This is a genomic window from Propioniciclava flava (assembly GCF_004126535.1).
GTDB lineage: Bacteria > Actinomycetota > Actinomycetes > Propionibacteriales > Propionibacteriaceae > Propioniciclava > Propioniciclava flava.
Map to the genome: position 1 here is coordinate 172,094 of NZ_PPCV01000006.1, position 18,272 is coordinate 190,365.

Sequence of the window (18,272 nt, forward strand, 5' to 3'; positions counted from 1 at the left end):
CAGGTGCGGGGCCTGCGGAATCGCGGCCTAGGCAGCAAGGCCGACGCGCACCCACACGGTTGCAGCGTCACAAGATCACGCGACCCTGCCTGTGAACGCAGCCCTAGCAGTGAGCGCGGTCCTGGCTGCGAGGGCGGGCCCGCGGCTGCCCGCGAAGCGAACGCTTAGGAGCGGGCCCGCGGGAACACCCACAACCGCAGCATCAGGTAGATGTAAAGGCCCTCGATGCAGGCTGCGACGACGCGCGCCAGCATCACCGGGACGTGCAGGTACCCCAGCAGCGATCCAAATCCGAGGATCCAGATGACGTAGTTGCTGATGATGACGAAGGTGTACTTCCCCGACTGCTTACCCAGGTCGCCGTGCTCGCGGAAGTTCAGCCACCGGTTGAGGATGAACGCGTAGATGGAGGCGACGCCGTAGCCGATGGAGAAGACGACCCCATAGGGCAATCCGCCGACGCGGAACTGCTCCAAGATGGCCAAGATGCCCATGTCCAGCAGGAAGGCTGAGCCGTTGATGAAGGCGTAACCGATGAAGGTCGTGGGGACGATGCGCTGGAGTTGATCGGGCAGCGCTCGGTGGATGCGCTGGGTGAACGAGGCGAACCACCGCGCCGCGGCACTCTCTGTCGCCGGCGCCGGGCTGTCAGTCACCATAAAACGATCCTCACTCATATCTGCCTCAGGAAGGTCAAGACTCCATCGGCGAGCATCTGCACCGCGATGGCCGCAAGCAACATGCCTGCGATCCGCGTCAACAACACAGTCCCCGACTCCCGTAGCACTCGCCGGATGCCGCCTGCGAAACGCAGGAACACCCACACCAGCACCATGGCAGCCACCAGGGCGGCACCGACGGTGACGTAACCCCACAGGCTTCCCTGCGCGGCTTCCACGGCCAGCATCATCGCCACGATGGAACCGGGGCCCGCCAACAGCGGAATCCCCAGCGGCACGATGGCGATGTTGGTCCCCGATTCCAGAGCCTCGTTCTCTCCTGAACCGGTGAGGAGCTGCATCGCCACCAACAACAGCAGCAACCCACCCGACACCTGCAGCGCCTCGATGGTGATGTGCAGGTAGGCCAGGATGAACCGTCCGAAGACGGCGAAGGTGCTGATGATGCCGAAGGCGACGACCGCCGCGTTCCGAGCCGACGCACGACGCGCTTCGATCGACATCCCCCGCGTGAGACCCAAGAACACGGGGAGGAGGCCAGGCGGGTCGAGGATGACGAACAGCGTCAAGAGCGTCGAGACGAACAACTGCGGGTCAAACACGGGCCAACGCTAGCGGTGTAGAGCCGAGAATCTGGGGTCGGGAACGCAAAAGTCCACCGCCCGTTGCTCTCCCCTTCACAAAGAGAAGACTGGGGTCGCACCTGTGGGGACGCTGCGGCTGTCGACAATCTGCTTGCCGAAGGGGAAGCAGGTGACGGGGATCATCTTGACGTTGGCGATCGCCAGCGGGATGCCGACGATGGTGATGGCCTGCGCTGCGGCGGTCGTCAGGTGGCCGATGGCCAACGGGAGCCCACCGATGACGAACCAGATCACGTTCATCAAGGCAGATCCGACGCCGGTACGCGGCTTGTCGATGACGGTCTTCCCGAAGGGCCACAGCGCATAGGAACCCATGCGGAACGCGGCGACGCCGACCGGGATCGTCACGATCAGCACGCACGCCAGGATGCCGACGAGGTAGTACCCCAGGGCGAGCCAGATGCCGCCGAACAGGAGCCAGATCACGTTCAAGATGGTGCGCACGTTTCCTCCTGAGATCGCCCTACCGACGTGGGTGACACCCAGCCTAGCCACGCGCGCGGGGTCCGTCCTCCCCCATCGCGGGGGAGGTCCCCTCAGCGGTGCGCCCAGGGTGGCCGCTTCGCCTCGCTATCCTCCTCAGGTGAGCTTCCGACCCGCCGATCGCCCCCGCGTCCACCGCGAGGTCGTTTCCTATGTGCGACGCTCGGCCCGCATGAACCCTTCGCAGGAGCGCGCCTGGCGCGGCCAGTCCGGTCGCCTCCTGGTCGATGTTCCCCACGGCGAGCGTTCGACGTCGATCAGCCCCGACGCCACCGTGGACTGGGCCACAGAGTTCGGGCGCGACGCTCCCCTCATGGTGGAGATCGGGTCGGGGCGCGGTGAGGCCCTGGCCGCCGTGGCAGAGGCCCACCCCGACGCCAACGTGATCGGGTTCGAGGTGTTCCAGCCCGCCGTCGCGTCGACGATGTCTTTGCTGACGCGCGAGGGGATCACCAACGCACGGCTCGTCCTCGCGGACGGGGTGGAGGGCCTGCGGCGCCTGGTGGCGCCTGGATCGCTCTCCCAGTTGGCGGTCTTTTTTCCTGACCCGTGGCATAAGGCCCGCCACCACAAGCGCCGCCTGATCGACCCCACGTTTGCTGCCCTGGCAGCTTCTCGGCTGGCCTTGGGCGCGCACTGGCGGCTGGCAACGGACTGGGAGGAGTACGCCCTCGCGATGCGCGAGGTGCTGGACGCGGAACCCGGTCTGGTCAATGCCGAGGACGGCTGGGCGCCGCGCTACGTCGATCGCCCGCTCACCAAGTATGAGGCGCGCGGTCTGGCTGCAGGTCGCACGATCTACGACCTGGACTATGTCCGCGCGCCGGCCGAGCCGCTCCCCGACCTCGTCCACCGGACGCCACTGCCCGAGCCCCACGGGGAGCCTGCATGGTGACGCGGTACCGGCTTGACGTGTCCTACGACGGTGCCGACTTTCACGGTTGGGCCGTCCAGGACGGGTTACGCACCGTTCAAGGCACCCTCCAGGAGTGGATCACACGGATCCTGCGTCTCCCCGAGATGGCCGAACTCACGGTGGCAGGACGCACGGACGCCGGGGTTCATGCCCGCGGCCAGGTGGCACACGTCGACCTCGCCGAACCCGGACTCGGCGCTGAACTCCAGCGCCGTCTGGCGCGCGTGTTGCCTGCCGACCTGGTCGTGCACCGCGTCACACCAGCCCCACCGGGATTCGATGCCCGGTTCTCGGCCGTGTGGCGGCGCTATGTTTTCGCGTTGCGCGATGACGTGGGCGACCCCCTGTTGCGCGGCATTCAGGTCCGGGTCGCGGGCCCCCTCGATGTTGCTGCGATGGACGCTGCCGCGCGCTCCCTTGTGGGCCTGCACGATTTTGCGGCCTTCTGCAAGCGCCGCGAAGGTGCCACCACGATCCGCGAGATCTTGGACGCCCAGGTAAGTCGCACCCCTACCGGCGTCATCGAGGTCACGTTGCGCGCCGATGCCTTCTGCCATTCCATGGTGCGTTCGGTTGTCGGAGCCCTCGTCGCGGTCGGCCAAGGCCGCCGCACACCCGATTGGATCGGTGACCTTTTGGTGTTGCCCCAGCGGTGCGGGGACATCGCCGTGATGCCGCCCCACGGCCTGGTCTTGGATGAGGTCGGCTATCCGCCCGACGCCGAATTGGGGGCTAGGCAGTTGGAGGCGCGGGCGCGCCGCGATCGAGAGGAACTCAGGTGACCCATTACTTCGAAACCCCCAGCGGGGACGAGCATCGGCGCACCATCACGGCGCGGTTCTGGGACACCGAGTGGACGTTCACGACGGCGTCCGGCGTGTTTTCCCATGATGGGCTCGACCTCGGCACGGCCGTGTTGTTGCGGAGCCATACTCCTCGCCCCGAGTCGCGTCGCCTCTTGGATCTGGGCGCCGGGTATGGCGTCGTGGCGGTCGCTTTGGCCAGCGCTAACCCCGCCGCGCACGTCGACGCTGTCGACGTCAACGAGCGGGCTGTGGCCTTAACCACGACGAACGCGCGCACGCACGGGGTCAGCGAACGGATCCGCGCCTGCACCCCCGAGCAGGTGGATCCGGCCGTGCAGTATGACGAGATCTGGTCCAACCCTCCCATTCGCATCGGGAAGCAGGCGTTGCACGAGTTGCTCCTCACCTGGCTGCCTCGGTTGGCTCCCGGGGGGATCGCCCGCATCGTGGTGGGGCGCAACCTGGGCGCCGATTCCCTGCAGCGCTGGTTGATCGATCAGGGCTTTCGCTGCGATCGAACCGCCTCCGCGAAGGGGTTCCGCGTCTTTGAAATCGCGCCAGCCGAGCAGACATCCCAGCCCTGACACACCCTGCCCCCGCACCCAGCGGACGGGGCAACGTCACGCGTGTGTGTGGAATCCCACATTTTTCCCTCTTGGATTCGGCTACGTCCGCCCCTAGGGTGGGGCGAACACCAAAGGCGGCAACAGAAGGGCCGCCAGTTAGGGGGTTCGTATGGGTATCGGCGACAAGATCTCTAACAAGGCTGAGGAACTCGGCGGCAAGATCGAGCGGGCGGTCGGTGATCTCACCGACAACGAAGAGCTCGAGGCCAAGGGCGCGGCGAAGGAAGCCGCGGCAAAGGCCAAGCAGGCCGGTGAACAGGTGAAGGACGCCGCGAAGGGTGTCGTCGACGACGTCAAGGACGCCGCGAAGGGTGTCGTCGACGACGTCAAGGACGCCGTCAACGACGCGACGAAGTAAGGCATCTCACCTTCTTCTCAGCACCAACATCGATCACAGCGGGGTGCGGGCTTCAGGGCTCGCACCCCGCTGTGCTGCTGTAGCCTGGGAGGGACCCACGTGGGGGAACCGGGTGCAAGTCCCGGGCTGACCCGCAACCGTGATGCGCTTGTCGCTACAGCCGGAGCACCTGTGTGAGCCAGAACAAGCAACGACCCGTCGAGGAGCGCGGGCGGCGACCACGACATCATCCCCGTTGAACGGCCTCCGCGTGACTCAGTGAGGAACTCGATCCGGATGATTCTGCGACGCTCCACCGTGGTGGCATGGCTCGCCACCGTACTCGCGCTGTTGGTCGGGCTGGCAGTGCCCGCCCAGGCCGCCGACCTCGGCGCTGCACAGCGGGCCACCGCATGGATGGGCCAGCAGAGCATCGACGATCCGGGCAAGGTCGCCGACGCTCTCATCGCGTTGGCCGCAAGCAACGATCCCACCCAGGCGCCCGTCGTTGACCGCCTCACCACCACGTTGAAGGACAAGGGCGCCGCCTACGCTGCGGGCGCCCCGGAGGCTGCAGCCAAGGTGGCCGTTGCTCTGGAAGCCGTCGGAGCCGACCCGCGTACCGCGCTGGGCACCGACCTGATCGCCGCCGTCAAGAATGGCATCGCCTCCGATGGCAGCTTCGGTAGCTACCCTGGCCCGTTCGCGAGCGGTCTCGCGGCGGTGGCCCTGACACGCGCCGACGAGGACGTCCCCGCAGCGTTGGGCACCAACCTCCTCACCTTTCAAGGCAAGGACGGCGGGTTCAGCTATCAGGCCGGGCAGCCCTCCGACGCCGACTCCACTGCGCTCGCCCTCCAAGCACTGACGGCGCTGGGCGATGACGCCTCCATCCGCAAGGCCGTGGCCTGGGCAGACCAGAACATCCAGCCGGACGGCTCCTACGCGGGTTACAACCCGGTCAACTCGACAGCGGTCATGGCTTCTGCGCTCGCGGCCACGGGGAAGAACGTGGACGCCTCGGTCATTTATCTCACCTCCCAGCAGCAGGCTGACGGCTCCTTCTTGAACGCGGGTACACCCGACGTTTTGGCCACGGCGCAGGCGGCCTTGGGGTTGTCGGGTGTCTCCTACCTGGACGCCACCTGGTCGGGGAGTCCCGCCGCTAGCGGCACCCCCTCCCCCGCTGGGTCCTCGACGGCCACGCCCGCCGCAGTCCCGGCCACGCCGGCGGCTGGCTGGCTGGATCCCAGCGCCTGGTTGGGCAGCGCGGCAGCCCTGGTGGTCGTGGTGGGTGCCGTGGTAGTCGGACTGCGCCGCCCCTCTCGTCGATGAAGCGGGGGCGCATCGGCGCCGCCCTTGCCGCCGCGCTCCTGGTGTCGGGGGCTGCGGCAACCCCCGTTGCGGCCGCGCCCGAGTCGGACGCCACTTCCTGTGCGGGGGTCTGGGTCGTCGTGGAGGGGGACCGTGCTGGCTGCGCGGCAGCGTTCTCCTCAGGCCAAGAAGCCCTCGTCTCGGCTGGGTTCACCACCCAGGACTCCTCCCCCGGGTTGCTGTGCCGCATCGATGAGGTGCCCGCCGTCTGCACCGTCAAGCCGAGCGCCTACTGGTCTTACTGGCAAGCCACTCGCGATGCGGCGGGAGGTTTCGGCCCCTGGACGTACTCATCGCTGGGGTATGCCAACTCCCGTCCGCAGGCGGGCAACGCTGAGGGATGGGTCTTTGGCGACGGCTCGCAGCCACCAGCACCCCTGACTCCTGCGGCGGCCGCGCAGCTCTCCGCCAGCTCGACGCCGCTCTCACCCGTTGTGCCCTCGACCCCGTCAGCACCGGCGTCCGCGGCGCCCGCCGGGAGCAGTGATGGGACCGGTGCCGCCATCACGGGCGGCATCGTGCTCGTCGCCGTGGCCATCACCGTCGTCGTCCTCGTACGGCGCCGCCGCGCATGACGCCCGTACACCCCTGGGCCTGGTGGGCGTGGGCGCTCGGCTTGGCCGCGGCCCTGTCCATGACGACCAATCCCCTGCAGATCGTCTTGATCGTGTTGGCCGTGTGCGCGGTCGTCCTCCTGCGCCGTAGCGATGCCCCCTGGGCACGCTCACTGCGGATCTACGCCGTCTTGGCCGCCTTCATCATCGCCATGCGGCTCTTCTTCTTCATCGTGATGGGGTCTGGAGGCGGCACCACCGTCTTGTTCACGCTCCCACAGATCGAGCTACCGTCATGGGCCGCTGGCATTCGCTTGGGTGGGCCGGTCAGCGCGGAGGGCCTGGTGTTCACCCTCTACGACGCAGGTCGTCTCGCGGCGATGCTCCTGTGTCTGGGTGCCGCCAACGCGCTGGCCAATCCCAAGCGCGCTTTACGTAGTGTTCCCGCAGCCCTCTATGAGGCTTCGGTTGCGGTCGTCATCGCGTTGTCGGTGGCTCCGCAACTGGTGGAATCGGTGCAGCGGGTTCGTCGTGCCCGACGGTTGCGCGGGGGTGCTGCTCGTGGTTGGAACGCCGTGACGGCGGTCGTGATTCCTGTGCTGGCCGACGCGATCGACCGCTCGCTGAGCCTGGCCGCAGGCATGGAGGCGCGCGGTTTCGGTCGTACCCGCGATCAACGTCCGCCCTCCCCTGCGCTCACGGGAGGCCTGCTGGCGGCCATGCTCGCGGCCACTCTCGGCGCGTTCCTCCTCCTGGGTTCGGCCTCCCCGCCGCTGGGGGGAGCCCTGCTCGTCCTCGGTGTGGCCGGGACCGTGTGGGGATTACGCGTCGGAGGGCGCCGGCTTTCGGTCACCCGCTATCGGCCGGATCCTTGGACGGCGCGCGACTCCCTCTTGGCCGCCTCCGGGTGCGCCGCAGCGGCCACCATGGCGCTCGTCGGCACAGGTGAGTGGCCGACCCTGTACGCGGCCTTCCACCCTGCTACCTCGCCCCTGACCTGGCCGACACTGCACCCCCTCATGCTGGTCGTGGCGGGGCTCGCCGTGGCCCCGCTGGCCCTCACTCGCGCGCCCCTGCCCGCAACGACCCATCCCGGCCACCTGGGTGAGGCGGCCGCATGATTACCTTCGAGGACGTCACCCTCACCTATCCGGGAGCATCCGAGCCCACCCTGCGCGAGGTCAGCTTCACCGTGGAGGAAGGTGACTTGGCCGTCGTGGTGGGGCGGACGGGAACCGGGAAGTCGACCCTGCTGGGAGCGATCAACGGCCTGGTGCCCCACTTCACCGGAGGCACGCTGGCGGGCGATGTTCGCGTCGCTGGGCGTTCCACCGCGCACAACCGTCCCCGTGACCTGGCCGACGTCGTGGGCTGGGTCGGACAAGACCCTCGGGCCGGATTCGTCACCGACACCGTCGAGGAGGAGATCGCCTACGGCATGGAGCAGTTGGGTCTGCGGCCCGCGGCGATGCGTAAGCGTGTCGAGGAAACCCTCGACCTCATGGGAATCGCGGCCCTGCGTCGGCGTCCGCTGGCCGACCTGTCGGGCGGGCAACAGCAGCGCGTGGCGATCGCCGCCGTGTTGGCAGCGCAGCCGCGCGTGCTGGTCCTCGACGAGCCAACGTCGGCGCTGGATCCCACTGCCGCCCAGGACGTCTTGAGCGCGTTGACGTCACTCGTGCATGAGGTGGGACTGACCGTCGTGCTGGCCGAGCATCGCCTCGAGCGGGTCCTGCACCAGGCCGACACGCTCCTCTGGTTGCCACAGGACACGCACGGCGTGGTCGTCGGGCCGCCCTCGCGCCTCCTCCTGACGTGCGATGTGCGCCCTCCGCTGGCACAACTGGCGCGAGCGCTGCACTGGGACGCCGTCCCCGCCTCCGTCCGCGATGCTCGCCGCCGGGTGCAGCGGGAGCATCTCAGGGTGACGGCGCCAGCAGTCGTGCCGTTGAGCACCGCCCCAGCTCGGGTGTCCGTGCGCGACCTCACGATCTCCTACGGGTCACTCACCGCAGTCAACCGCCTCAGTCTCGATCTTCGTCCCGGCGAAGTGACCGCGCTCATGGGGCGCAACGGCGCCGGAAAGTCGTCATTGTTGTGGGCGCTTCAAGGGGGGCTCCCCAGCACAGGCTCGGTCAGCGTCGATGGGCGGGACCCCCGCACCCTGTCGGCGCCTCAGGCCCGTCGCCTGGTGAGCCTTGTCCCGCAGACGGCGACCGACTTGCTCTACCTTCCCACCGTGGCAGCAGAGCTGGCTCAAGCCGACCGCGAGACCGGCAGCCAGCCCGGAACCGCGGCGGAGATTCTGTCGTCCCTGGGATCACGGCTGCCACCGCAGGCCGATCCCCGTGACCTGTCCGAGGGGCAGCGGCTCAGTTTGGTCCTCGCACTCCAGTTGTGCGCCGAACCGGGAGTGATTCTGCTCGACGAGCCGACGCGCGGCCTGGACTACGCCATGAAGGATCACCTGAGCAGGACCGTGTCCCGTCTGGCACACGAGGGTCACGTCGTGGTCGTCAGCACCCATGACGTTGAGTTCGCCGCCGCCAGTCAGCGCACCCTCGTGATGGCGGACGGCGACGTCATCGCGGACGGACCCACCCGCGAGGTGCTGACCAGTAGCCCGGCTTTCGCACCCCAGACCACCAAGGTCTTCTCCCCCACGGCCGTTCTGGTCCCGGACGAGGTAAGGGGGGCCCGATGAGCCTGGCCACCCGATCCTCATCCACCACGCGAACGATCAGCGCAGGCACGTCGGCGCCCCGGACTCAGGCGCGCACCGCGTTGCTCCTCGTCGTCGCCGCGGCGGCAGGGCTGGCCGCTTTCACGTGGCCTTTGGTCTGGACGCCGGGCTCTGCGGTCAGTCCGCTGCAGGCGCCGCTGATCTTCGCGCTGGTCCTTCCGCTGATCCTGGCCGTGGTCGTCTCCGACCTGACCGGTCACGGGATGGATGTGAAGGGGCTGGCCATGCTCGGCGTGCTGGCAGCCGTCGGGGCGATCTTGCGTCCGTTGGGCACCGGGACGGCAGGGATGGAACCGGTCTTCTTTCTCCTCATCCTTGGCGGGCGGGCCTTCGGGCCTTCCTTCGGGTTCGCTCAAGGGGCGATCACCTTGTTCGCGTCATCGTTGCTGACAGCGGGCGTCGGGCCGTGGCTGCCCTATCAGATGATCGCGGCTGGGTTTGTGGGGCTGGGCGCGGGGCTGCTGCCGCGGGCGCGCGGAGGGTGCGAGATCGCCTTGCTGGCGTGCTGGGGATTCGTCTCGGCCTTCGCCTACGGCTGGCTGATGGACTTCGCGTTTTGGCCTTTCGGGCTGGGGACCTCAACACAGTTCTCCTTCGATCCGGCGGCTGGTCCCTGGCGCAACCTGCACGTGTTCGTCCTCTACAACATGGTCACCTCGATGGGGTGGAATCTTGGCCGCGCCCTCACCAGCGTGGTGCTGATCGTGCTCCTGGGGCCAGGACTGCTGCACATCCTCAGGCGCGCCGCGCGCCGCGCCGCATTCGCCAATTGACCAGGCGCGGGGGTTGTCTTGTCCGCGCTCGGTAATAGGGTGGAGCGCGAACGGGCCTGGTGCCCCCTGACCCGCAGATGAGAGGAAGATCCATCGATGACGACCTATACCCTTCCTGACCTCGGTTACGACTTCGGAGCTCTCGAGCCGCATATCTCCGGCGAGATCATGAACCTCCACTACTCCAAGCACCACAAGGCCTACGTCGACGGCGCCAACCTTGCGCTGGAGAAGCTGGCAGCCGCCCGCGAGTCCGGCGATCTGGCCAACGTCAACAAGCTGGAGAAGGATCTCGCCTTCAACGTGGGCGGGCACATCAACCACTCCGTGTTCTGGAAGAACATGTCTCCCGAGGGCGGCGGCCGTCCCGAGGGCGAGGTCGCGGCAGCGATCGATGAGTTCTTCGGTTCCTTCGACGGTTTCCAGAAGCACTTCAACGAGACCGCCAAGGGTCTGCAGGGCAGCGGCTGGTCGGTCTTGGTCTGGGACACGTTGGGCCAGCGCCTCAACATCAACCAGCTCTTCGACCAGCAGGGCAACCTGCCGGTGGGGCAGCTCCCCATCCTCCAGCTCGACATGTGGGAGCACGCCTACTACCTGCAATACAAGAACGTGAAGGCCGACTACGTCACCAGCTGGTGGAACGTCGTCAACTGGGCCGACGTCGCCAAGCGTCTCGCTCAGGCGCGTGCAGCGTCCGAGGGCGGGCTGTACTGAGAGTGAACTCGGCTGATGCGCGGTCGCCTCGGGGCGACCCGCGTTGAGGCCACGAGAGGGGCGGCGACCAGACGGTTACCGCCCCTTTTCGCTGCCCGCTCGGGCAACACAGGTGAAGAGTAGTTGAGAATCTCTCAGGATCAGGTAAGACTGGGGGTGCTTTGTTCGTTCCATCCAGGAGATCACGTGCCCTTCTCTCCCAAGATCATCGCGGTCGCGGCCAGCGCCGCCGTCCTCGTTGCGAGCGGCGCTACCGCCGCTGTGTTGGGCAGCCAGCCCGCTGCCGAGCAGACTGCGGTTCCCGCCGCAGCCTTCGAGACGCCAGCCAGCGTCGAGGTCCTGGTGTGGGTCGATGGCGTGGCCAAGCGGGTCTCTAGCGCTGAGGGGACGGTGGCCGCCTCCTTGTCCGCCGCCGAGATCGCTTTGGGCGAGCACGACCGCGTTTCCCCGGCACTAGGAAGCCAGCTCGCCGTGGGCGATTCGGTGACGGTGACGCGCGTCGCCGTCTCGGAGGAGACCACCAAGGTGGCTTTGGACTTCGCCACCACTCAGGTGAACGATCCGACGCTGGAGAAGGGCAAGACCAGCATCAAGACCAAGGGCGTCCCGGGCGTCCGTGAAGATGTGGTGCGGACGACCACCCTCAACGGGAAGGTCGACGGTACCGAGATGGTTTCGCAGACCGTCACGCAGGAGGCCGTCAACCAGGTGATCCTGGTGGGGACCAGGCGCGCCGAGGTCAGTTCGCGTTCCGCGGATCGCCCGGCGTCCCCCAAGCCGACCGCTCCGGCGGCGCCCGCGCCCTCTGATCCGAGCACTGCGCCGGCCGCATCGACTGGCGGTGGCTTGGATCTCTCGCGTGCGGACATGTGGGACCGGATCGCCAAGTGCGAGTCCACGAACCGTTGGAACATCAACACGGGCAATGGCTACTACGGCGGGCTCCAGTTCAACCTGCAGACCTGGCGCGCCAACGGGGGTACTGACTTCGCCGCTTACCCGCATCAGGCCTCCCGCGAGCAGCAGATCACCGTGGCCAACCGTCTCTACGCCAAGCGCGGTCTGCAGCCGTGGGGTTGCCGCGGCGCGGCCTAGTCCGTCCCCGGCCGCAGAGCGGCCCCCGAGCTTGAGGCGATGGCCCTCTGGGTAACCCCAGAGGGCCATCGTTATGTTCTGACCGGCCCGACACCCTCGCCTTCGCCTCATGCCCCGGGGAGAGGCCCGCCCCGTTCTGCCTCCCCCGCAAACCACCCCGAAGTGGCCTACGGCGGACTCCCCCGTACTTCGCGACGCGTCGGCGCCCGTGGAGAACGCGCCACGACGCGTCAGCGCCCGGCCCCTGTGAGGGGACCGGGCGCTGACGGAGTAACGCTTGGCGCTGAGGCTCAGGCCTCCGGGGCGCTTTCCTTGCCGGCCATCGCGTCGGTGAACCCGGCGGCGGTGGCGGCCTCGGCGCTGTTGAACCAGACCTCCGCCTTGGTGATGTCGTACCAACGCGACTCAGGCGTGTGGAACAGCATCGAGTCGGCGTTGCCCTTGATGTCGAAGCCGGCCGGGGGCTCTTAGCCCACGTACGACCCCTCACCGAACTGCGGCGCCTCCACGGCGGCGGCAGCCTTCGCGTCATCCGCGACGGCGACTTTCTCCGCCTTAGCCGCCTTAGCGGCGGGCTTCTTGGCTGCAGGCTTCGGGGCAGCAGCCTTCGCGGCGCCCTTAGCCTTCGCCTGCCGACTCTCTTCGACGGACTCGGTCACGATCTCGATGACCGCCATCGGAGCGTTGTCGCCCTGGCGGTTACCGATCTTGGTGATCCGGGTGTAGCCGCCGTCACGATCGGCAACCTTCGGCGCGATCTCGGTGAACAGGACGTGCACGACGCCCTTATCCGTGATCGTCTTCAAGACGATGCGACGGTTGTGCAGGTCGCCTCGCTTGGCCTTGGTGATCAGCTTCTCGGCCAGCGGACGGACGCGCTTCGCCTTCGCCTCGGTGGTGGTGATCCGGCCGTGCTCGAACAGCTGGCTGGCGAGGTTCGCCAGGATGATCCGCTCGTGGGCCGGGCTTCCGCCGAGACGGGGACCCTTGGTGGGCTTGGGCATGGTGTGTATCTCCTAGGCGATATCAGAACTGATCGGGATCGTCGGCGAAGTCATCGCCTTCGGGGTAGCTGTTCAGCGCGGCCAGCGGGTCAAACCCCGGTGCGCTGTCCTTCAAAGCCAGACCCATCTCGGCGAGACGCTGCTTGACCTCGTCGATCGACTTGCTACCGAAGTTGCGGATGTCGAGCAGGTCCTGCTCCGAACGCGACACGAGCTCAGAGACCGTGTGGATACCCTCGCGCTTGAGGCAGTTGTAGCTGCGCATCGTGAGCTTGAGTTCCTCGACCGGCAGGGCCATGTCAGCGGCGTACTGCTCATCGATCGTGGACGGGCCGATCTCGATGCCTTCGGCGTCCGCGTTCAGTTCGCGAGCCAGACCGAACAGCTCAACCAGGGTCTTGCCCGCCGACGCAACCGCGTCGCGAGGCGAGATCGCCGGCTTGGTCTCGACGTCAACGATGAGGCGGTCGAAGTCGGTGCGGGTCTCCACGCGGGTCGCCTCGACCTTGTAGGTGACCTTCAGCACGGGGCTGTAGATCGAGTCGACCGGAATGCGGCCGATCTCCGAGTCGGGGCTCTTGTTCTGGTTGGAGGACACGTAGCCACGGCCACGCTCCACCACCAGCTCCATGTCGATCTTGCCGGACGCGTTCAGCGTGGCGATGTGGAGTTCCGGGTTGTGGATCTCCACGCCAGCCGGCGGCGCAATGTCGGCTGCGGTCACCGCACCGGCACCTGCCTTGCGCAGGTACATGACGACCGGCTCGTCCTCTTCGGAGGACAAGACGAGCTGCTTGACGTTGAGGATGATCTCGGTGACGTCTTCCACGACGCCAGGAAGCGTCGAGAACTCGTGCTGGTTACCTTCGACCTTGACCGACGTCACGGCCGCGCCGGGGATCGACGACAGCAGGGTGCGGCGCAGGGAGTTGCCCAGGGTGTACCCGAAGCCGGGCTCCAGGGGCTCGATGACGAACCGCGAGCGGTAGTCGTCGATGACCTCTTCGGTCAGCGTCGGACGCTGTGCAATGAGCATGTAGCTATTCCTTTCCACCGCCCACTATTTGACGGTGTCCAGTGGGGGTCTGGCACGGTGCCGACCCCAAAGACGTGCGTGCGGAAACCTCGCCCTGGTGAGCGGGAGCTACCGCGGGAGAGTGCCTGCGGCGCCCGAACCGCACTGGGTGGTTCGGGCGCCGCGTGGCATCACTTGGAGTAGAGCTCGACGATCAGCTGTTCGGCGACGTCGACCACGATCTGGTCGCGGGTCGGCAGCTGGTGCACGAGGATGCGCATCCGGTTCGGGCGAGCGGTGAGCCACGCCGGAACGACGCGCTCGTGGTGCGTCTCGCGCGCAATCACGAACGGATCGAGGTTCAGCGACTTCGGTGCGACATCGATGATGTCGTACGGGGTGACGCGGAAGCTCGGGATGTTGACCTTCTTGCCGTTGACCAGGAAGTGGCCGTGAACGACCATCTGGCGGGCCTGGCGGCGGGTCGAGGCGAAGCCAGCGCGGTACACGACGTTGTCCAGACGCGACTCGAGGATCTGGAGCAGGATTTCGCCCGTCTTGCCGGACTTGCGCACGGCCTCCTCGTAGTAACGACGGAACTGCTTCTCCAGCACGCCGTAGGTGTAGCGCGCCTTCTGCTTCTCGCGCATCTGGAGCAGGTACTCCGACTCCTTGATGCGGCCGCGTCCGTGGACGCCCGGGGGGTACGCGCGGCGCTCGAACGCCTTGTCGTTGCCCACCAGGTCGGTACCGAGCCGACGGGACTTCTTGGTGATAGGGCCGGTGTAACGGGCCATGGTTGATCAGTCCTTCTTTTCTCGACTCGGGCTCAGACGCGACGGCGCTTCGGGGGGCGGCAACCGTTGTGCGGCACGGGGGTCACGTCGGAGATCGGACCGATCTCCAGACCCAGCGCACCGAGGGAACGGATGGCGGTCTCCCGGCCGGAACCGGGGCCCTTGACGAAGACGTCCACGCGCTTCATGCCATGGTCCATGGCACGACGGCCAGCGGCCTCAGCGGCCATCTGAGCGGCGAACGGAGTCGACTTGCGGGAGCCCTTGAAGCCGACGGTGCCGGCGGACGCCCAGGAGATCACCGATCCGGTGGGATCGGTGATCGTGATGATCGTGTTGTTGAACGTGCTCTTGATGTGAGCCTGCCCGGAGACGATGTTCTTCTTCTCCTTGCGGCGGACCTTGCCCTTCGCCGCGGCGGCCTGAGCCTTGGTACGGCCTGCAGTAGCCATATGTGTCAGATTCTCCTGGTCTCGATGAGCCTAGGCCCCGCCTCAGCGGGCCTTCTTCTTGCCGGCGACGGCCCGCTTCTTACCCTTGCGCGTGCGCGCATTGGTCCGCGTCCGCTGGCCATGGACCGGGAGGCCCATGCGGTGACGACGGCCCTGGTAGCTGCCAATCTCGATCTTGCGACGGATATCAGCGGCGACGCTACGGCGAAGATCGCCCTCGGTCTCGTAGTTGCCCTCGATGAAGTCACGCATCGCGACGAGTTGCTCGTCGGTCAGGTCCTTCACGCGGACGTCCCCGCTGATGCCGGTGGCGGCCAGGATCTCCTTGGCGCGGGTGCGACCGATACCAAAGATGTAGGTGAGTCCGATCTCCAAGCGCTTCTCGCGCGGAAGATCGACTCCGATGAGTCGTGCCATCAGGCGTTTCCCTTTCTCGTTTCAGCCTCGTGGGCCGCGAAGGTGTGTTGCGTGCGGCGTCCCGTGCGCCTGAGCACGGGCCCCGGCCTTCGTCCGGGGGTGGACCGCCGAGGGGGCACCGGGCTCTCGCCCACCCCTCGACGGATCTACCGTCACGTTGTTTCGTTCTGGGAGGACCCTCAGGATCAAAGGCCCTCCCGCCACGCAGCGGGCCTCAGCCCTGGCGCTGCTTGTGGCGCGGGTTCTCGCAGATGACCATCACGCGACCGTGCCGGCGGATGACCTTGCACTTGTCGCAGATCCTCTTGACGCTCGGCTGAACCTTCATGCGAGCTCCTTCACTGCTTGGTGCCGCGGACAGAATCGTCCGCGACGGGTGGTGAACGTGTGGAATTACCGGTGCCGGAAGACGATGCGGCCGCGGGTGAGATCGTAGGGCGACAACTCGACGACCACTCGGTCAGACGGGAGGATGCGGATGTAGTGCTGCCGCATCTTGCCACTGATGGTCGCCAACACCTTGTGCCCATTGGTCAGTTCCACACGGAACATCGCGTTGGGCAAAGCCTCGACGACGGTACCCTCCATTTCGAGGGCGCCTTCCTTCTTAGCCATGATCTCCTTGGTTGCAGACATGCGTCGCCTGTGGACACAGGTGACCGACTGCCTATACTACTCCGGCGCACCCCCGCACCCAAATCGTGACAACCGGCCGTTCGCCGCGTTGGCGATGCCTCCTAGAACAAGAACCACACAAGGGTCAGCAGCACAATCACGGCCAGCACAACACCCGCAGCAATCGCGATGCCCAGCATCGGGGAGGCGGCCCGCGCCTGCGCGAGTTCACCAGGGCGCTGGTTGCCGGTGTCGATCACGGCCGGAACCTGATAGGTCACTTCGCCGGGCAACGCCCCCACGACGGGGGCGACATCGCCCAGCGTCGTCGCGGAGAACACCGCGTCGAGCAAGCCGGGGTAGGCATCCTCGGAGATGTCCCCCGACGCGTAGGCAGCGTTGAGCCGCTCCACAAGCCTTTCTCGATCCCCATCGGGGAGCGGAAGGTCAGGTGTGGCCCGATACTTCGATGACCGCGAGAGCTCCGCCATGCCACCACAGTACCGACCCCGCACCCCTAGAACAGGCCGACGATACGCCCCTCATCGGTGAGATCCATGCGTTCGGCTGCCGGATGCGCCCCGAGCCCAGGCATCGTTTGCATCTGCCCCGCCAAGGCGTAGACGTAGCCGGCGCCCGCCGCGAGCCGCACCTCCCGAATGGGCAGGACCCACCCAGTGGGCGCCCCACGGTCGACTGGGGTCGCGGTCGTCGACAGGTGCGTCTTGGCGACCAGTACCGGCAACCCCGCGTAGCCGAGCGCAGCGAAGCGGCGCAGATCCGCAGCCGCCGCAGGAGTCAGTTCGACATCCGCGGCGCCATAGACGAGGGTGGCGAGCTTGCGAAGCTTCACCTCGAGGGCGTCCTCGAGATCGTAGGTGTACCGAAGGTGGCTGCCCTCCTGGGTCGCTGCCAGGACTTCACGCACCAGATCTTGGGCGCCTACTCCCCCTTCGGCCACGTGTCGGGTGATGGCAACACGGACGCCTCGCTGGTGCGCGAAGCGCTCGATGACGGCATGCTCGCTGGGGTGATCGTCGGGGAACGCGTTGATGGCCACCACCGCAGGCACGCCAGCGGCCGCGACGATGTCGAGGTGATGCGCCAGGTTCGCCAGGCCCGCAGCGACGTCGCCGGGACTCTCCTCCAGCATCTCAGGAGGCAGGGGCTTGCCGGCGGAGACCGTGAAGCGTCCCGAATGCACCTTGAGCGCTCGCACCGTCACCACGACGACCGCCGCGTCCGGCGTCAACCCTGACGTGCGGCACTTCACGTTGACGAATCGTTCGAACCCGAGGTCGGCACCAAACCCGGCCTCCGTGATGACGATGTCGCTGCGCTGCAGGCCCAGTCGATCCGCAAGGATGGAACTGTTCCCGGTGGCGATATTGCCGAAGGGTCCGCAATGGATCAGGGCCGGTTGCCCTTCCAGAGTTTGGAGAAGGTTGGGACGCAGGGCGTCCTTGAGCAGGACCGCCATGGCTCCCGCAGCGTGCAGGTCCTCGGCGGTGACCGGCTGGCCGTCGCGGTCGAATCCGACCACGATCCGCCCGAGCCGTGCCCGCAGGTCACCGATCGAAGCAGACAGCGAAAGGATGGTCATGACCTCTGACGCGGCGGTGATGTCGAACCGGCTCTGACGCGGCACCCCATCCAGACGTCCACCCAGCCCCACCACGATGTTGCGCAGGGCCCGATCGTTCATGTCGAGGACGCGTCCCCACGTGATCGAATGCGGCTCGATGCCTAAGGCGTTGCCGTGCTGCAGATGGTTGTCCACCATGGCGGCCAGAAGGTTGTGCGCCGCCGTCACCGCGTGGAAGTCGCCGGTGAGGTGAAGGTTCATCGCCTCCATGGGAACCACCTGAGCCAGCCCAGCACCGGCGGCACCGCCCTTGATGCCAAACACGGGGCCCAGCGAGGGCTGACGCAGCACGGCCGTTGCCCGGAGCCCGGCCAGGCCACACCCCTCTGTCAGACCGACCGTGGTGGTGGTCTTGCCCTCCCCCAGCGGTGTCGGGGTGACGGCGGTCACCACCACATAGCGACCGCGAGTAGTGCTTTCGTGAAGGGCACTCAGTTCGACTTTTGCTGCGTGTCGCCCGAAGGGTTCCAGTTCGTCGGCGTCCAGGCCGAGCAAGGCGCCGACTTCGGTCATCGGCCGCAGGGTTGCGCCCTGGGCGATCTCAAGGTCTGAGGGCACGATCCGCTCCTTGCCGTAGCT

At 67.1% G+C, this 18,272-nt stretch carries 23 protein-coding genes, 1 pseudogene and 1 riboswitch; of the genes and pseudogenes, 11 read left to right on the forward strand and 13 right to left on the reverse strand.

Features of this window, described 5'->3' with window-relative positions:
- Positions 1-164: 164 nt before the first annotated feature.
- From C1706_RS10080 to C1706_RS10090, 3 genes are all read right to left on the reverse strand, one after another.
- Positions 165-659, reverse strand: a complete 495-nt coding sequence (locus C1706_RS10080) for a GtrA family protein (protein ID WP_129459102.1) — start codon at positions 657-659, stop codon at positions 165-167.
- Positions 660-673: 14 nt separating this feature from the next.
- On the reverse strand, positions 674-1,282 hold the full coding sequence (locus C1706_RS10085; protein ID WP_129459103.1) for a MarC family protein: 609 nt from the start codon (positions 1,280-1,282) through the stop codon (positions 674-676).
- A 75-nt stretch (positions 1,283-1,357) separates the two neighbouring features.
- The gene (locus tag C1706_RS10090) at positions 1,358-1,768 is read right to left on the reverse strand and encodes a YccF domain-containing protein (RefSeq protein ID WP_129459104.1); all 411 of its coding nucleotides are present in this window, start codon (positions 1,766-1,768) and stop codon (positions 1,358-1,360) included.
- A gap of 139 nt (positions 1,769-1,907) precedes the next feature.
- On the opposite strand from C1706_RS10090, the gene trmB reads away from it, so the two are divergent.
- The 11 genes from trmB to C1706_RS10145 all read left to right on the forward strand — a co-directional run bounded on the left by trmB (position 1,908) and on the right by C1706_RS10145 (position 11,748).
- A complete protein-coding gene (gene trmB, locus C1706_RS10095; RefSeq protein ID WP_241653525.1) occupies positions 1,908-2,702 on the forward strand; it encodes a tRNA (guanosine(46)-N7)-methyltransferase TrmB in 795 nt (264 codons plus the stop codon).
- A complete protein-coding gene (truA, locus tag C1706_RS10100) occupies positions 2,699-3,505 on the forward strand; it encodes a tRNA pseudouridine(38-40) synthase TruA (protein WP_129459182.1) in 807 nt (268 codons plus the stop codon). The genes trmB and truA overlap by 4 nt, the downstream gene beginning before the upstream one ends.
- Complete coding sequence (locus tag C1706_RS10105; protein WP_129459106.1) at positions 3,502-4,113, forward strand: class I SAM-dependent methyltransferase; 612 nt, start codon at positions 3,502-3,504, stop codon at positions 4,111-4,113. Before truA ends, C1706_RS10105 begins: the two co-directional genes overlap by 4 nt.
- 151 nt (positions 4,114-4,264) lie before the next feature.
- Entirely contained in the window at positions 4,265-4,513 is a 249-nt protein-coding gene (locus C1706_RS10110) for a CsbD family protein (RefSeq protein ID WP_129459107.1), read from the forward strand.
- Between the two features lie 103 nt (positions 4,514-4,616).
- Positions 4,617-4,733: riboswitch (cobalamin riboswitch) on the forward strand.
- A 56-nt stretch (positions 4,734-4,789) separates the two neighbouring features.
- Entirely contained in the window at positions 4,790-5,827 is a 1,038-nt protein-coding gene (locus C1706_RS10115) for a prenyltransferase/squalene oxidase repeat-containing protein (RefSeq protein ID WP_129459108.1), read from the forward strand.
- Positions 5,824-6,441 (forward strand): hypothetical protein, encoded by a 618-nt coding sequence (locus tag C1706_RS10120; protein ID WP_129459109.1) that lies wholly within the window; start codon positions 5,824-5,826, stop codon positions 6,439-6,441. The genes C1706_RS10115 and C1706_RS10120 overlap by 4 nt, the downstream gene beginning before the upstream one ends.
- Complete coding sequence (locus C1706_RS10125) at positions 6,438-7,541, forward strand: CbiQ family ECF transporter T component (protein ID WP_129459110.1); 1,104 nt, start codon at positions 6,438-6,440, stop codon at positions 7,539-7,541. Before C1706_RS10120 ends, C1706_RS10125 begins: the two co-directional genes overlap by 4 nt.
- Positions 7,538-9,124 carry an ABC transporter ATP-binding protein gene (locus C1706_RS10130; RefSeq protein ID WP_129459111.1) on the forward strand — a complete coding sequence of 529 codons (1,587 nt, stop codon included), beginning with the start codon at positions 7,538-7,540 and terminating at the stop codon, positions 9,122-9,124. The genes C1706_RS10125 and C1706_RS10130 overlap by 4 nt, the downstream gene beginning before the upstream one ends.
- A complete protein-coding gene (locus C1706_RS10135) occupies positions 9,121-9,936 on the forward strand; it encodes an ECF transporter S component (RefSeq protein ID WP_129459112.1) in 816 nt (271 codons plus the stop codon). The genes C1706_RS10130 and C1706_RS10135 overlap by 4 nt, the downstream gene beginning before the upstream one ends.
- 96 nt (positions 9,937-10,032) lie before the next feature.
- Entirely contained in the window at positions 10,033-10,653 is a 621-nt protein-coding gene (locus tag C1706_RS10140) for a superoxide dismutase (RefSeq protein ID WP_129459113.1), read from the forward strand.
- 186 nt (positions 10,654-10,839) lie between these two features.
- A complete protein-coding gene (locus C1706_RS10145; RefSeq protein WP_164987516.1) occupies positions 10,840-11,748 on the forward strand; it encodes a resuscitation-promoting factor in 909 nt (302 codons plus the stop codon).
- A gap of 290 nt (positions 11,749-12,038) precedes the next feature.
- Here C1706_RS10145 and C1706_RS14785 read toward each other — a convergent pair.
- From C1706_RS14785 to C1706_RS10195, 10 genes and pseudogenes are all read right to left on the reverse strand, one after another.
- A pseudogene (locus C1706_RS14785) lies at positions 12,039-12,200 on the reverse strand (sunset domain-containing protein); the annotation flags it as partial.
- Positions 12,201-12,215: 15 nt separating this feature from the next.
- Positions 12,216-12,752 (reverse strand): 50S ribosomal protein L17, encoded by a 537-nt coding sequence (gene rplQ / locus C1706_RS10155; protein WP_129459115.1) that lies wholly within the window; start codon positions 12,750-12,752, stop codon positions 12,216-12,218.
- Positions 12,753-12,774: 22 nt separating this feature from the next.
- The gene (locus tag C1706_RS10160) at positions 12,775-13,788 is read right to left on the reverse strand and encodes a DNA-directed RNA polymerase subunit alpha (RefSeq protein ID WP_129459116.1); all 1,014 of its coding nucleotides are present in this window, start codon (positions 13,786-13,788) and stop codon (positions 12,775-12,777) included.
- A 170-nt stretch (positions 13,789-13,958) separates the two neighbouring features.
- The gene (gene rpsD, locus C1706_RS10165; protein WP_129459117.1) at positions 13,959-14,564 is read right to left on the reverse strand and encodes a 30S ribosomal protein S4; all 606 of its coding nucleotides are present in this window, start codon (positions 14,562-14,564) and stop codon (positions 13,959-13,961) included.
- A 32-nt stretch (positions 14,565-14,596) separates the two neighbouring features.
- Positions 14,597-15,016 carry a 30S ribosomal protein S11 gene (gene rpsK / locus C1706_RS10170; protein WP_129459118.1) on the reverse strand — a complete coding sequence of 140 codons (420 nt, stop codon included), beginning with the start codon at positions 15,014-15,016 and terminating at the stop codon, positions 14,597-14,599.
- Between the two features lie 42 nt (positions 15,017-15,058).
- Positions 15,059-15,433: a 30S ribosomal protein S13 gene (gene rpsM, locus C1706_RS10175; protein WP_129459119.1), complete on the reverse strand. Its 375-nt coding sequence runs from the start codon at positions 15,431-15,433 to the stop codon at positions 15,059-15,061.
- A gap of 214 nt (positions 15,434-15,647) precedes the next feature.
- Positions 15,648-15,761 (reverse strand): 50S ribosomal protein L36, encoded by a 114-nt coding sequence (rpmJ, locus tag C1706_RS10180; protein ID WP_013862061.1) that lies wholly within the window; start codon positions 15,759-15,761, stop codon positions 15,648-15,650.
- Positions 15,762-15,826: 65 nt separating this feature from the next.
- Complete coding sequence (gene infA / locus C1706_RS10185; RefSeq protein ID WP_129459183.1) at positions 15,827-16,048, reverse strand: translation initiation factor IF-1; 222 nt, start codon at positions 16,046-16,048, stop codon at positions 15,827-15,829.
- Between the two features lie 122 nt (positions 16,049-16,170).
- Positions 16,171-16,539 carry a DUF1707 SHOCT-like domain-containing protein gene (locus C1706_RS10190; protein WP_129459120.1) on the reverse strand — a complete coding sequence of 123 codons (369 nt, stop codon included), beginning with the start codon at positions 16,537-16,539 and terminating at the stop codon, positions 16,171-16,173.
- A 26-nt stretch (positions 16,540-16,565) separates the two neighbouring features.
- On the reverse strand, positions 16,566-18,254 hold the full coding sequence (locus C1706_RS10195; protein ID WP_431830701.1) for a formate--tetrahydrofolate ligase: 1,689 nt from the start codon (positions 18,252-18,254) through the stop codon (positions 16,566-16,568).
- Positions 18,255-18,272 lie beyond the last annotated feature (18 nt).

Excerpts from the sequence above, each read along its gene's own strand:
- rpsD (WP_129459117.1), bottom strand. The coding sequence starts at position 14,564 with ATGGCCCGTTACACCGGCCCTATCACCAAGAAGTCCCGTCGGCTCGGT.
- rpsM (WP_129459119.1), bottom strand. The coding sequence starts at position 15,433 with ATGGCACGACTCATCGGAGTCGATCTTCCGCGCGAGAAGCGCTTGGAG.
- C1706_RS10190 (WP_129459120.1), bottom strand. The coding sequence starts at position 16,539 with ATGGCGGAGCTCTCGCGGTCATCGAAGTATCGGGCCACACCTGACCTT.
- C1706_RS10115 (WP_129459108.1), top strand. The coding sequence starts at position 4,790 with ATGATTCTGCGACGCTCCACCGTGGTGGCATGGCTCGCCACCGTACTC.
- rpmJ (WP_013862061.1), bottom strand. The coding sequence starts at position 15,761 with ATGAAGGTTCAGCCGAGCGTCAAGAGGATCTGCGACAAGTGCAAGGTC.
- C1706_RS10160 (WP_129459116.1), bottom strand. The coding sequence starts at position 13,788 with ATGCTCATTGCACAGCGTCCGACGCTGACCGAAGAGGTCATCGACGAC.
- C1706_RS10140 (WP_129459113.1), top strand. The coding sequence starts at position 10,033 with ATGACGACCTATACCCTTCCTGACCTCGGTTACGACTTCGGAGCTCTC.
- C1706_RS10125 (WP_129459110.1), top strand. The coding sequence starts at position 6,438 with ATGACGCCCGTACACCCCTGGGCCTGGTGGGCGTGGGCGCTCGGCTTG.
- infA (WP_129459183.1), bottom strand. The coding sequence starts at position 16,048 with ATGGCTAAGAAGGAAGGCGCCCTCGAAATGGAGGGTACCGTCGTCGAG.
- rplQ (WP_129459115.1), bottom strand. The coding sequence starts at position 12,752 with ATGCCCAAGCCCACCAAGGGTCCCCGTCTCGGCGGAAGCCCGGCCCAC.
- rpsK (WP_129459118.1), bottom strand. The coding sequence starts at position 15,016 with ATGGCTACTGCAGGCCGTACCAAGGCTCAGGCCGCCGCGGCGAAGGGC.
- C1706_RS10130 (WP_129459111.1), top strand. The coding sequence starts at position 7,538 with ATGATTACCTTCGAGGACGTCACCCTCACCTATCCGGGAGCATCCGAG.
- C1706_RS10110 (WP_129459107.1), top strand. The coding sequence starts at position 4,265 with ATGGGTATCGGCGACAAGATCTCTAACAAGGCTGAGGAACTCGGCGGC.
- C1706_RS10135 (WP_129459112.1), top strand. The coding sequence starts at position 9,121 with ATGAGCCTGGCCACCCGATCCTCATCCACCACGCGAACGATCAGCGCA.
- C1706_RS10080 (WP_129459102.1), bottom strand. The coding sequence starts at position 659 with ATGGTGACTGACAGCCCGGCGCCGGCGACAGAGAGTGCCGCGGCGCGG.
- C1706_RS10120 (WP_129459109.1), top strand. The coding sequence starts at position 5,824 with ATGAAGCGGGGGCGCATCGGCGCCGCCCTTGCCGCCGCGCTCCTGGTG.